Genomic DNA, 12,368 nt, shown 5'->3' with positions numbered 1-12,368 from the left:
GCCGGGCGTTCACGTTCAGGGGAAGGCGTGGATCACCGCGGGTCGATGGCGTGGAAGAAGGACACCGCGACGTCGCGGACGGTCAGACTCGGATGTGGAGGTGATTGTTCGAGATCGTGGAGGGCGTGGCCCTCAGATTGTGACCGGCCGCATCGCTGACGAAGACGTTGGAGTAGCTCACACTCTCCAGGAACAGCGTCTGTCCCGATGGGCACTTGAAGTCACCCGGTCCGAGCGGGCCCGTGGTCAAGGACCCGGTGGTCTGCCCGTTGCGCACGGGGAAATCGGCGGAGACGATCGTATCGGCCTCGAGGGTCTCCTTGTTCCTCGCCTTGGGATGGTTGCCGCCATTGTTGAAGCACTGGTACACAGCGGTCGCCGCCGCCGTGACCGTGATCCTGACGCTGGTCGTACCCGTTCCCAGGCCGACCTCCTTGAACGAGGTGATGAGGGCCCCGCTTGAATCCAGGGTGTTTCTCGCGTACCGGAATTGCGGGCTGTCGGCGAGTGCCGGCGTGGCGGCCAGCACGGTGCTGCAGGCAGCCGACACGAGTCCGAGCGCGATGCGTCGCATGTTTTCTTCCTCTTGTCCGTCAGGTTCCTCGAATGGATCGAGAAAGCCGTTCCTTGCGAAAGGAGTCCTATCGCAGAAAAGGGACAAAGTGGAGGAAAGTACCCCGTATGCCACATAGATGGCCCCGCCGGAATCATTCCGGCGGGGGCCACAGGCAGACGCGGGGAGCGGAGGCTCCCCGCGAGTTACGACAGGAACGAATTGATCTCGATCGTCTCGTCCCGGCCCGGGCCGACACCGATCGCGGAGATCGGCGCCCCGGACATGTCCTCCAGCGCCTTGACGTACGCCTGGGCGTTCTTCGGGAGGTCCTCGAAGGTCTTGGCCTTCGTGATGTCCTCCGACCAGCCCGGGAGGGTCTCGTAGATCGGCTTCGCGTGGTGGAAGTCGGTCTGGGAGTACGGGAGCTCCTCGACGCGCTTGCCGTCGATCTCGTACGCCACGCAGACCGGGATCTCCTCCCAGCCGGTCAGGACGTCCAGCTTGGTCAGGAAGAAGTCGGTCAGACCGTTGACGCGGGTCGCGTAGCGGGCGATGACCGCGTCGAACCAGCCGCAGCGCCGGTCACGACCGGTCGTCACACCGCGCTCGCCGCCGATCCGGCGCAGCGCGTCGCCGTCCGCGTCGAAGAGCTCGGTCGGGAAGGGCCCCGAGCCGACACGGGTCGTGTACGCCTTGAGGATGCCGATGACCCGGCTGATCTTGGTCGGGCCGACACCCGCACCCGTGCACGCCCCACCCGCGGTCGGGTTGCTGGACGTCACGAACGGATACGTACCGTGGTCGATGTCCAGGAGCGTGCCCTGACCGCCCTCGAAGAGCACGACCTTGTTCTGCTCCAGCGCCTGGTTGAGGACCAGGACGGTGTCCGCGACGTACGGCTTGAGCCGGTCCGCGTAGCTCAGCAGCTCCTCGACGACCTGGCCGGCCTCGATGGCGCGGCGGTTGTAGAGCTTGGTGAGCAGCTGGTTCTTGACCTCAAGGGCCGCTTCGACCTTCTGCGTCAGGATCGACTCGTCGTACAGGTCCTGGATGCGGATGCCGACGCGGTTGATCTTGTCCGCGTAGGTGGGGCCGATGCCACGCCCCGTCGTACCGATCTTCCGCTTCCCGAGGAAGCGTTCCGTCACCTTGTCCACGGTCACGTTGTACGACGTGATGAGGTGAGCGTTTCCGCTGATCAGGAGCTTGGACGTGTCGACGCCGCGCTCGTTCAGTCCGTTCAGCTCGGAGAACAGGACCGACGGGTCGACGACGACTCCGTTTCCGATCACCGGAGTGCACTCCGGCGTGAGGATTCCGGAAGGGAGGAGGTGGAGGGCATACTTCTGATCGCCCACGACTACCGTATGGCCGGCGTTGTTGCCGCCCTGGTAGCGCACCACATAATCCACAGATCCACCGAGCAGGTCGGTGGCCTTTCCCTTGCCTTCGTCACCCCACTGAGCACCGAGCAGCACAAGTGCGGGCACAGGCGTACACCCCTTCCGGGCGGGGCATGTCCAAGGTCGGGGACGTACGCGGCTGGTTTTCGATACGGCTGCGTACGCCGGCGACCTCCTTTGGCCGCGACCGTCGGACCGGATGCCCCGGAATAGACGAAGCCCCTGGCGCAATAGCGCAAGGGGCTCTTGCAGCAAGATGGTACCCGAGGAAGCGAGGCATGACCGAGGTGGCGGCTTCCGACCAGCTCTTGGTGGTCATCGACCCGGTCGCCCGTCGGACGGACGGCGAGTCTGTACGGATCGCGAAAGACGTGCTCAGCGCGGGTGCGGCGACGAAAGTGTGCCTGCCGGAGGGGCCCGAGGAATTCGCTCGGGCATTGGCCCGACGAGGGTCCCGGCGACCTGTCGTGATCGGCGACGACCGGGCCCTGCTGCGGACTGTGTCCCTTTTGCACCGGCAGCGGGAGCTCACCGCGTGTGGGCTGTCGCTGGTGCCGGTGGGGGGTGTGCTGTCGCTGGCCCGGTCGCTGGGGGTGCCGACCGGGGCCGTGGCCGCCGCGCGGGCCGTTCTCGACGGGGTCGAGCGGCGGCTGGACCTGCTCGTGGACGACAGCGACGGGGTGGTGCTGGGCGCGCTCCGGATCCCGTCGGTGCTGTCCCCGGTCCCCTCGGAGGTCCCCTCGGAGGCCGCGTCGCACCCCTGGCTGCGCACCTGCCAGTCCCTGGTCCGCACCCTCGCCGCGCGGCCCGCGCGGCTGGCTGCCGTGCCGGGGTCCGGGCCTGCGCGGTTGCGGATCGAGGTGGACGGGGTGCTGGTGGTGGATCTTGACCAGCCTGTGGAGGCGGTGTCGGTGACGCCCGGGGTGCTGGGGGGTGCGGAGGTGGAGATCCGGCCCGCGTCGGTGGGGGTCGAGGGGTCGCCCCTCCGGGTCGTGGGGCGGAGGGTGACTGTGTCCGGGGCCGACTTTCGGTATCGGGCGGATTCTGTGGTCGGGGGGCCTGTGCGGACTCGGACGTGGGTGGTGCGGGAGGGGGCGTGGGGGCTTACCTTGCCGCCGGGGCTCGCGTAGGGGGTTTCTCGCCCCCGCCGCCCCTACCCGTCCTATCCCGTCCCTGGGGGCTGCGCCCCCAGACCCCCCTAAAAGATTGCGCAGTTCCCCGCGCCCCTGGAAAGACTGGGGTTGCGCGTCGGCTGCGGGGCGGTGGGGGCTGGTCGCGCAGTTCCTCGCGCCCCTTGAGGGGCGCCTGGTTAGCCTGCTCGGATGGCCAAGGTGAGACTGAGCAACGACACCGACGGGATACTCGCGCTCTGGACCGAGCCGCTCGGTGAGGACCGTTGGATGAAGCCGGGCGAGCAGTTCACGGTCGTGGCCGGGGACTCGGAGCCCGCGCCCGCGGATGACGTGCCGTTCGACGTGGCCTTCCACGACCAGGGCATCAGCGTCTGGGTGAACGTCGGCTACGAGGCCGTCGTCTATGACCAGTCGGGCGCCGAACTGGACTGCGGCCACCAGCGCCCCCTCGAAGTCCTCCGCTCCTGGACCGAGTCGGCCGAAGCCGCCGCCACCAGAGCCGAAACCCGCCCTGACTTCTCACCATCGCTCCGCGAGTCGATACGCAAGACCGCCAGCGACATGCGCGACCAGCTCACCACCGCCGAGGCGGAGAGCTCTTAGCTTTTGGCTTTTGGCTTTTAGACGTCATCTCATTTGGCGTGTTCGATAGTCTGTGGTGGTGGGGATTGTTGAGCGGCTGGTGCCGGATGAGTTGTGGGAGATGTTCCAGCGGGTGGTGCCGGAGGCGCCTACGCGACCTCAGGGCGGTGGCCGACGTCGGCATGGTGACCGGGAGGTGCTGGCGGCGATCGTGTTCGTGGCCACGTCGGGCTGCACGTGGCAGCAGTTGCCCGCAGCGTCGTTCGGGCCGTCGGGTGCGACGGCCCATCGGCGCTTCTCCGAGTGGACGAAGGCCAGAGTGTGGGCCAAGCTCCACCGCCTGGTCCTGGACGAGCTCGGCTCCCGCGGCGAGTTGGACTGGTCCCGCTGCGCGATCGACTCGGTGAACATGCGGGCCCTGAAAAGGGGGACCTGACGGGCCCGAATCCTGTGGATCGGGGCAAGTACGGTTCGAAGATCCACTTGATCACCGAGCGGACCGGTCTGCCCCTGTCCGTCGGAATCTCGGGGGCGAACCTGCACGACAGTCAGGCCCTGATCCCTCTGGTGAAGGGCATACCGCCGATCCGCTCCCGCCGCGGACGCCGACGACGCAAGCCGGCAAAGCTCCACGCCGACAAGGGCTACGACTACTCCCATCTGCGGCGATGGTTACGCGGGCGCGGCATCGTGCACCGCATCGCCCGCAGGGGGATCGAGCCCTCACAGCGACTGGGCCGCCACCGCTGGACCATCGAACGCACCATGGCCTGGCTCGCCGGCTGCCGACGCCTCCACCGACGCTACGAACGCAAAGCCGAGCACTTCCTTGCCTTCACCAGCATCGCCTGCACCCTCATCTGCTACCGCAGACTCACCAAATGAGACGGCTTCTTAGGGGCGCGGGGAACTGCGCGACCAGCCCCCACCGGCCCGCAGACGACACACGACCCGGGGGGCTGGGGGCGGAGCCCCCAGGAACGGGATGGGACGGGTAGGGGCGGCGGGGGCGAAAAAAACTCACCCCACCGACAGCGCCGTGTCCGACTCGTCCTTCAAGGCAACCCCCGTGCGGCCCAGCTCCCGCGCCCCCCGCATCAACGCCACCAGCTTGGCGGCAGCCGCGGCATGGGTCAGACCCAGCGGCGGCCGGATGTTGGAGAGGCAGTTGCGGTCGGCGTCGGTCGTGTGGCCGGGGCGGGGGGTGTGGGTCAGGTAGGCGCCCAGGGAGTCGGCCGCCGACATACCAGGGCGCTCGCCGATGAGGACGACCACCATCGAGGCCCCCAGCGCATGCGCGATGTCGTCCCCGAGCGCCACCCGAGCCTGCTCGGCAAGCACCACCGGCGCGACCCGCCACTCGGCGGGCAGCAGCGCCGCCGTCTCCCGGATCACCGGCGCCGCATGCTCGTGAACCGCCCGGCTGGACAACCCGTCGGCGACCACGAACACCAGGTCCCAGTCATCGCGCGGCAGATGTGCACGGTCGATGTCGTCCAGCCGCCGCCCCAGGTCGGGGCGCTGAAGATACGTGAGCCGATCGGGGGCGGCACTGCGCACCCGTATCGTCGGAACGCCCGTCAGCGCGGCCGCCACCACGTCCGGCTCGAACGGCGAATGCACCGCGTCCCGCGCCGCCGCATGCGCGGCCTGCAGTTCGAGCCGGTGCCGGGTGGGCAGCGCCGACCCCGCACGGCCGAGTCCGATCCGGGCCTGGGTGTGGCGGCGCAGCGACGCCCACAGCGAGGCGTCGGACTCGGGCGGTGCCACCAACGCCCGTACGAGCGTTGCCAGTTGACCCAGTTGGCGGTCGTCCGTCATGCGGCTATCTCCTTGCCGATCGTCATCAAGGGGTGCGCCGTACCGGACACATCCCTGATGGCGCCACCGCCGTCCAGCAGTCCGATCCCGTCCAGCCACGCCTCGAACTCCGGTGCCGGGCGCAGCCCGAGGACCTCGCGCAGGTACAACGCGTCGTGGTACGAGGCGGATTGGTAGTTGAGCATGATGTCGTCACCGCCCGGCGTGCAGATCACGAAGGACGCGCCTGCCACGCCCAGCATCGTGAGCATCGTGGCGATGTCGTCGTCGTCCGCGTCGGCGTGGTTGGTGTAGCAGATGTCCAGGCCCATCGGGAGGCCGAGCAGCTTGCCGCAGAAGTGGTCCTCCAGGGCCGCCCGGAGGATCTGGCGGCCGTCGTACAGGTACTCCGGGCCGATGAAGCCCACGACGGTGTTCACCAGCAGCGGGTCGTAGCGCCGGGCCACCGCGTACGCCCGTGCCTCCACCGTCTGCTGGTCCACCCCGTGGTGCGCGTCGGCGGACAGCGCGCTGCCCTGGCCGGTCTCGAAGTACAGGGCGTTCTGCCCGACCGTCCCCCGCCCGAGCCCCTTGGCGGCCTCGTACGCCTCGTCGAGCAGCCCCAGGGTGACGCCGAAGGACGCGTTCGCGGCCTGCGTACCGGCGATGGACTGGAAGACGAGGTCGACGGGGGCGCCGCGTTCCATCAGGTCGATGCTGGTGGTGACGTGGCACAGGACGCAGGACTGGGTGGGGATGGAGTAGCGGTCGATCACTCCGTCCAGCAGTTCCAGCAGGTCCCGTACTGCCTTCGGACTGTCCGTCGCCGGGTTGATGCCGATCACCGCGTCGCCGGAGCCGAGGAGGAGTCCGTCGAGCAGGGCCGCCGCGACGCCCGCCGGGTCGTCGGTGGGGTGGTTGGGCTGGAGGCGGGTGGCCAGGCGGCCGGGCAGGCCGATCGTGGAGCGGAAGGCGGTGACCACCCGCACCTTGCGGGCGACCGCCACCAGGTCCGCGTTGCCCATCAGCTTGGACACGGCGGCCACCATCTCGGGCGTCAGCCCGGGGGCCAGCGCGGCGAGCGCCGTCGCGTCCGCCGCCTCGGACAGCAGCCATTCCCGGAAGTCGCCGACGGTGAGCGCGGACACGGGCGCGAAGGCCACCGGGTCATGGCTGTCCACGATCAACCGGGTCACGTCGTCGTCCTCGTACGGAATCACCGGCTCGGCGAGAAACCGTGCGAGCGGCACCTCGGCCAGCGCCCACCGCGCCGCCACCCGCGCCTGCGCGGACTCGGCGGCGAGCCCGGCGAGCCGGTCGCCGGAGCGCTCGGGGCTCGCGGCGGCGAGCAGCGACGCGAGGCCGGCGAAGGTGTATTTCCGGCCGCCGAGGGTGGCGGAGTAGGTGCTCATGACGGCGACCGTACGAAGGGGTACGGGGCCGGGTCCACACCCGGCCGGAGAGTTAACGCAGACGTTCGCTCCCGCACCGCTCTAAAGGTCTGGTTGACAAACATTTAACGCGGCTGCCGGTAAGACGACTCATTTGCCCAGCAGGATTCCGGCTCGTCGAACACCACCGATCACCGACCGCTCACCGACCGAGTGCATGAGGAAAGGGGCCACCCGATGGCAGTACAAGAGGGCGTGGCCCCCGAGGCCGCGGACACGGATTCCGTGCCCGGAGGGACAGTTCACCGGCTGAAGCCGAACGCGATCGGCCTCCTCGGTGTGGTCTTCATGGCCGTCGCCACCGCCGCGCCGATCACCGCCATGACCGGCAACGTGCCCTTCATGGTCTCCGCCGGCAACGGCATCGGCGCCCCGGCGAGCTACCTCGTCGCAATGGTCGTACTGGCGATCTTTTCCGTCGGCTTCACCTCGATGGCAAAGCACATCACCTCCACCGGCGCCTTCTACGGCTTCATCTCGTACGGTCTCGGCCGCACCGTCGGACTCGCCTCGGGCCTGCTGGCCACCTTCGCGTACGTCGTCTTCGAGCCGGCCCTGATCGGCATCTTCTCCACCTTCGCCACCGGAACCCTCAAGGACCAGACGGGACTTGACGTGCCGTGGTGGGCGTTCGCGATCCTGATGCTGGCCGTCAACGCGACCGGCACCTGGTTCGGCGTCTCCGTGGCCGAAAAGCTGCTGGTCGTGCTGCTGGGCACCGAGGTGACGATCCTCGCCGCGATGGCGATCTCCGTCGCCCTGCACGGCGGCGGCCCGCACGGCTTCACCTTCGGCCCGGTCAACCCGGTCAACGCCTTCAAGGGCACCAGCGCCGGACTCGGTCTCTTCTTCGCCTTCTGGTCGTGGGTCGGCTTCGAGTCGACGGCGATGTACGGCGAGGAGTCCCGCGACCCGAAGAAGATCATCCCCAAGGCGACGATGATCTCCGTCCTGGGCGTCGGCGTCTTCTACGTCTTCGTCTCCTGGATGGCCATCACGGGCAACGGCGAGAGCGAGGCCGTCTCGGCCGCCTCCTCCGCGAACCCCCTCGCGCTCTTCTTCAACCCCACCGAGCACTACGTCGGCCACTGGGCCGTCGACGTCATGCAGTGGCTGATGATCACCGGCTCACTGGCCTGCGGCATGGCCTTCCACAACTGCGCCGCCCGCTACATGTACGCCCTGGGCCGCGAGGGTGTCCTGCCCTCCCTCCAGCGGACCATCGGCCGCACCCACCCCCGGCACGGCTCGCCGCACATCGCGGGCCTGGTCCAGACGGTCGTCAGCGCGATCCTGATCGGCGCGTTCTGGGCCGCCGGCAAGGACCCGTACACCGGTACCTACGTCCTGCTCGCCATCCTCGGCACCATGGCCATCCTGATCGTCCAGGCCGTCTGCTCCTTCGCGGTCCTCGCCTACTTCCGCACCCACCACCCCGAGAGCAAGCACTGGTTCAAGACCTTCACCGCCCCCCTCCTCGGCGGCCTCGCCATGCTCGGCGTAGTGGCCCTGCTGGTCTCCAACATGGGCGCCGCGGCGGGCACGGAGTCCGGCTCCCTCATCCTCAAGTCCACCCCGTGGATCGTCGCCCTGATAGCGGTCGGCGGCCTGGCCTACGCGACCTACCTGAAGCGCCGGGCCCCGGAACGGTACGCGCTCCTGGGCCGCACGGTCCTGGAGGAGACGAAGGAACGGTAGTTCCCCGCGAGTTGACCGGCGCCCCGAGCGCCGAGGGGGCGGGCGCCACGGCGTCCGCCCCTTGTCATGATGTACGGGTGGTCAGCGACGCGGAGTGGAAGAGGATCCGTGGCCGGCTGCGCTTCGGGCAGGTCCTCACCGGCACCGTCGTGAAGGTTCCCCGGCCGGGGGCCATCGGTGTCTTCGTCGACGTCGGGCTTGAGGTGGGCGGATTCGTCGACGTCCTTCTCCTCCCCCTCGTCCCGGAGCGCTGGCCCACGGAAGGCACCGTCACCGCGTTCGAGGTGTGGTGGGCGGACGAACGGTGGCAGCTTCGGCTGAAGCCGGTGGATCCGGCCTACCTGCGCGAGGACTTCGCCGAGTTCGCGGCGCGGTGGCGGCCGAGGTGGTCCACGGAGGTGGGGCAGCCCGTCGAGCCCGCGCCGGAAGCCGCCGACGGGTAGCGTTCGCGCCTGCGGCCGGGCGACGGGGCCGGTTGGCGCGGCCTGTTGGCGCGGCCGGTTCAGCTGTCGCCGAAGACCCGGTCGCGATGCACCCGCCAGCGTTCCATCATCTCGGCGATCTCGCCGTCGACGAACTCGAAGAAGGCGAGGGTCTCGGCGAGGCGGCGACCGGCGGGGGTTTCGCGGCCCAGGCCCTCGACGCCCTCGCGCAGGGCGTACTCCCAACGCTTGAGGACCGCCTCACGGTTGGTGAGGGCCTCGTACCACTGGTTGCTGTGGACGCGGTAGCGCTCACGGCGGGATCCGGGCTCGCGCTCCCGCGAAACCATGTGCTGCTGCGCCAGATACCGCACCGCGCCGGAGACCGCGGCCGCGCTGATCCGCAGCTGTTCGCCCAGCTCGGCGGAGGTCATCGTGCCGGTGTCGGAGGCGAGCAGCGCCCCGAAGACACGAGCCGGCATCCGCTGCATCCCGGCCTCGACGAGCTGCGCCGCGAAGCTCTCGACGAACTTGGAGACCGCTTCGGCGTCCCGCTCCGCCACCCTGGGCTCCGCGGGCTCCTCGGGCTTCACGGGCCCCTTGGGCTCGGCCTTGGGCTCGGCCATCCCTGGATCATCTCCCCTGCTCACATTTCCCCTGCCCATTCCCCCTGCTCACACGCCGCCACCCAGTGTATCCGGGGTTCATACGCTTCCTTAACTTCACAAATTTGTGAAAGTAGCGTACGTTCTGAACCATGACGAAGGCGATCACGGTCTCGGGGCTGCACAAGTCGTTCGGCAGGACACACGCGCTGGACGGCCTCGACCTGGACGTCGAGACCGGCGAGGTGCACGGCTTCCTCGGCCCGAACGGCTCAGGGAAGTCCACCACCATCCGTGTCCTGCTCGGCCTGCTGCGCGCCGACTCGGGCGCGGCACAGCTGCTGGGCAGGGACCCGTGGGCGGACGCGGTGGAACTGCACCGCCAGGTCGCCTACGTCCCCGGTGATGTGACGCTGTGGCGGAACCTCTCCGGCGGCGAGGTCATCGACCTGTACGGCCGGCTCCGCGGCGGTCTCGACAAGGCGCGGCGTGCCGACCTGATCGAACGGTTCGAGCTGGACCCAACCAAGAAGGGGCGCACCTACTCCAAGGGCAACCGTCAGAAGGTCGCCCTCGTCGCCGCCTTCGCCTCGGACGTCGACCTGCTGATCCTCGACGAACCGACCTCGGGCCTCGACCCGCTGATGGAGGAGGTCTTCCAGCGCTGCGTCGAGGAGGAACGCGACCGGGGCCGCACCATCCTGCTGTCCTCGCACATCCTCAGCGAGGTGGAGGAACTCTGCGACCGGGTCAGCATCATCCGCAAGGGCCGGACCGTCGAGAGCGGCACACTCGCCGAACTGCGCCACCTGACCCGTACGAGTGTCACCGCCGAACTCGTGGGCGCGCCCGACGGGTTGGCGTCACTGCCCGGGGTGCACGACGTCGACGTACAGGGCAGGCGTGTGCGGTTGCAGGTCGACACGGACAAGCTGAACGCCGTACTGCGTTCGCTCACGGACTCCGGCGTACGGTCGCTGAAGTCGACCCCGCCGACGCTGGAGGAGCTGTTCCTGCGGCACTACCAGGAAGATGCCCCGGCTGCTTCCGAGGGGGCGAAGGCGCGATGACCACCACGGATGCCACGGGCGCCAAGAGTGCCTCGGCCTTCGCGGTGCGGGCCGGAGGGTCCCGTCAACTGGCGGGAACGGGCGCGCTCCTGAGGTTCGCGCTGCGCCGCGACCGCGTGATGATGCCGCTCTGGGCCGGTGTGATCGGCCTGCTGGTGCTCTCCATGCCGAACTCGCTGAAGACCGTCTACAGCACCCCGGCCGAACGCGCCGACGTGGCCCGCCAGATGCTCACCAACAGCTCCCTGCGCGCCACGTACGGGCCGGTGTTCAGCGACTCGCTCGGCGGACTCACCGCCTGGCGCATCGGCTGCTACGCCGGGGTGTTCGCCGGAATCATGAGCCTGCTCATCGTCGTACGGCACACCCGGGACGAGGAGGAGAGCGGGCGGCAGGAACTCATCTCGTCGGCGATGGTGGGCCGCCGGGCCCCGCTGACGGCCGCGCTGCTGGCGGCGTTCGTCGCGAACGGCGTCCTCGCGCTGCTCATCGCGGGCGGGCTGGCGGGGCAGGGCGGCGCCGGGGCACTGGCGTTGGGGCTCGCCGTCGGCGGAGTCGGCATGGTCTTCGCCACGATGGCGGCGATCGTCGCCCAGTTGACGGAGAGCGCGCGGCTCGCGAAGGGGCTGACGGGCGGGCTGCTCGGTGCGGCCTTCGTCCTGAAGGCGGCGGGCGACTCGGCGACGGACGACGGATCCTCGCCGCTGACCTGGATCTCCCCAGTGGGCTGGCTGGAGGAGATCAGGTCCTTCGCGGACGAACGCTGGTGGGTCCTGCTGCTGTTCGCGGCGGCGGTCGCAATCCAGGGCGCGGTCGCCTACGAGCTCGCCGGGCGCCGCGATGTCGGCATGAGCTTCCTGCCGACGCGGCCCGGGCCCGCCGCGGGACGGCTCGGTACGGCGGGGGCACTGGCCTGGCGCCTGCAGCGGGGCGCCGTGCTGGGCTGGAGCCTCGGGTTCCTCGCCGCCGGGGCCGCGTTCGGCGGGATGACGAAGGGGGCCTCGGACCTCGTCGGGAACAACGACAAGACCCGCGAGATCATCGAACGGATGGGCGGGCAGACCGGGATCACGGACGCGTTCCTCGCCACGATGGTCGGGATGCTGGGCATGGTCGCCGCGCTGTTCGTGGTGGCCTCCGTCCTGCGGCTGCACGGCGAGGAGACCTCGCAGCGGGCGGAACCGATCCTGGCGAACGCGGTGGGCCGACTGCGCTGGACCTCCGGCCACCTGGCCATCGCCTTCGGCGGCGCCGTCCTCATCATGCTGCTCGGCGGCCTCGGACTCGGCCTCGGCTACGGCGCCGACCTGGGCCCCATCCTCGGCGCCTGCCTCGTCCAGGTCCCGGCGATCTGGACTCTGGGCAGCCTCGCGGTCCTGCTCTACGGCCTCTCGCCCCACCTGGCCCCCGGCGCCTGGGGCGTGGCCGGCCTCGCCCTCCTGCTCGGCTGGATCGGCCCCGCCCTCAACGTCCCCCAAACCGTCCTGGACCTCTCCCCCTTCGGCCACCTCCCCAAGCTGCCGGGCGGCGACATGGCATGGACGCCGGTACTCGTCCTCACGGCCCTCGCGGTGGCGCTGACAGGGGTGGGGCTGGCGGGGCTGCGGCGGCGGGACCTGAGCGGGTGAGCCACGAGGACTGGACGGCG

At 69.6% G+C, this 12,368-nt stretch carries 12 protein-coding genes; 7 read left to right on the top strand and 5 right to left on the bottom strand.

The window, feature by feature from the left end; translation table 11 throughout:
* Positions 1-82 precede the first annotated feature (82 nt).
* Both AB5J50_RS27085 and AB5J50_RS27080 read right to left on the bottom strand, forming a co-directional pair.
* The gene (locus AB5J50_RS27085) at positions 83-574 is read right to left on the bottom strand and encodes a hypothetical protein (protein WP_369260866.1); all 492 of its coding nucleotides are present in this window, start codon (positions 572-574) and stop codon (positions 83-85) included.
* Positions 575-759: 185 nt separating this feature from the next.
* A complete protein-coding gene (locus AB5J50_RS27080) occupies positions 760-2,046 on the bottom strand; it encodes an adenylosuccinate synthase (RefSeq protein WP_369260865.1) in 1,287 nt (428 codons plus the stop codon).
* A gap of 191 nt (positions 2,047-2,237) precedes the next feature.
* On the opposite strand from AB5J50_RS27080, the gene AB5J50_RS27075 reads away from it, so the two are divergent.
* The 3 genes from AB5J50_RS27075 (at position 2,238) to AB5J50_RS27065 (ending at position 4,559) form a co-directional block, all read left to right on the top strand.
* Positions 2,238-3,089, top strand: a complete 852-nt coding sequence (locus AB5J50_RS27075) for a diacylglycerol kinase (protein WP_369260864.1) — start codon at positions 2,238-2,240, stop codon at positions 3,087-3,089.
* A gap of 192 nt (positions 3,090-3,281) precedes the next feature.
* Complete coding sequence (locus AB5J50_RS27070) at positions 3,282-3,695, top strand: hypothetical protein (protein ID WP_369260863.1); 414 nt, start codon at positions 3,282-3,284, stop codon at positions 3,693-3,695.
* A 100-nt stretch (positions 3,696-3,795) separates the two neighbouring features.
* A protein-coding gene (locus tag AB5J50_RS27065) for an IS5 family transposase (RefSeq protein WP_369265526.1) occupies positions 3,796-4,559 on the top strand; the annotation gives its coding sequence in 2 pieces (ribosomal slippage) (positions 3,796-4,095 and positions 4,098-4,559; 762 coding nt in all).
* 135 nt (positions 4,560-4,694) lie between these two features.
* Here AB5J50_RS27065 and eutC read toward each other — a convergent pair.
* Both eutC and eutB read right to left on the bottom strand, forming a co-directional pair.
* Positions 4,695-5,495 (bottom strand): ethanolamine ammonia-lyase subunit EutC, encoded by an 801-nt coding sequence (gene eutC, locus AB5J50_RS27060; protein ID WP_369260862.1) that lies wholly within the window; start codon positions 5,493-5,495, stop codon positions 4,695-4,697.
* Positions 5,492-6,886: an ethanolamine ammonia-lyase subunit EutB gene (eutB, locus tag AB5J50_RS27055; protein WP_369260861.1), complete on the bottom strand. Its 1,395-nt coding sequence runs from the start codon at positions 6,884-6,886 to the stop codon at positions 5,492-5,494. The genes eutC and eutB overlap by 4 nt, the downstream gene beginning before the upstream one ends.
* Before the next feature lie 216 nt (positions 6,887-7,102).
* On the opposite strand from eutB, the gene AB5J50_RS27050 reads away from it, so the two are divergent.
* Both AB5J50_RS27050 and AB5J50_RS27045 read left to right on the top strand, forming a co-directional pair.
* Entirely contained in the window at positions 7,103-8,623 is a 1,521-nt protein-coding gene (locus AB5J50_RS27050) for an APC family permease (protein WP_369260860.1), read from the top strand.
* A gap of 77 nt (positions 8,624-8,700) precedes the next feature.
* A complete protein-coding gene (locus AB5J50_RS27045) occupies positions 8,701-9,066 on the top strand; it encodes a hypothetical protein (protein ID WP_369260859.1) in 366 nt (121 codons plus the stop codon).
* A 59-nt stretch (positions 9,067-9,125) separates the two neighbouring features.
* On the opposite strand, the gene AB5J50_RS27040 is transcribed toward AB5J50_RS27045, so the two are convergent.
* Complete coding sequence (locus tag AB5J50_RS27040) at positions 9,126-9,671, bottom strand: GbsR/MarR family transcriptional regulator (RefSeq protein ID WP_369260858.1); 546 nt, start codon at positions 9,669-9,671, stop codon at positions 9,126-9,128.
* A 131-nt stretch (positions 9,672-9,802) separates the two neighbouring features.
* Between AB5J50_RS27040 and AB5J50_RS27035 the strand changes: the two genes are divergently transcribed.
* Both AB5J50_RS27035 and AB5J50_RS27030 read left to right on the top strand, forming a co-directional pair.
* Positions 9,803-10,720: an ATP-binding cassette domain-containing protein gene (locus tag AB5J50_RS27035; RefSeq protein WP_369260857.1), complete on the top strand. Its 918-nt coding sequence runs from the start codon at positions 9,803-9,805 to the stop codon at positions 10,718-10,720.
* Entirely contained in the window at positions 10,717-12,348 is a 1,632-nt protein-coding gene (locus AB5J50_RS27030) for an ABC transporter permease (protein WP_369260856.1), read from the top strand. The genes AB5J50_RS27035 and AB5J50_RS27030 overlap by 4 nt, the downstream gene beginning before the upstream one ends.
* Positions 12,349-12,368 lie beyond the last annotated feature (20 nt).

It is taken from the genome of Streptomyces sp. R35, from assembly GCF_041053035.1.
Taxonomy (GTDB): domain Bacteria; phylum Actinomycetota; class Actinomycetes; order Streptomycetales; family Streptomycetaceae; genus Streptomyces; species Streptomyces lutosisoli.
This window is presented reverse-complemented; position numbering and strand designations above follow the sequence as displayed.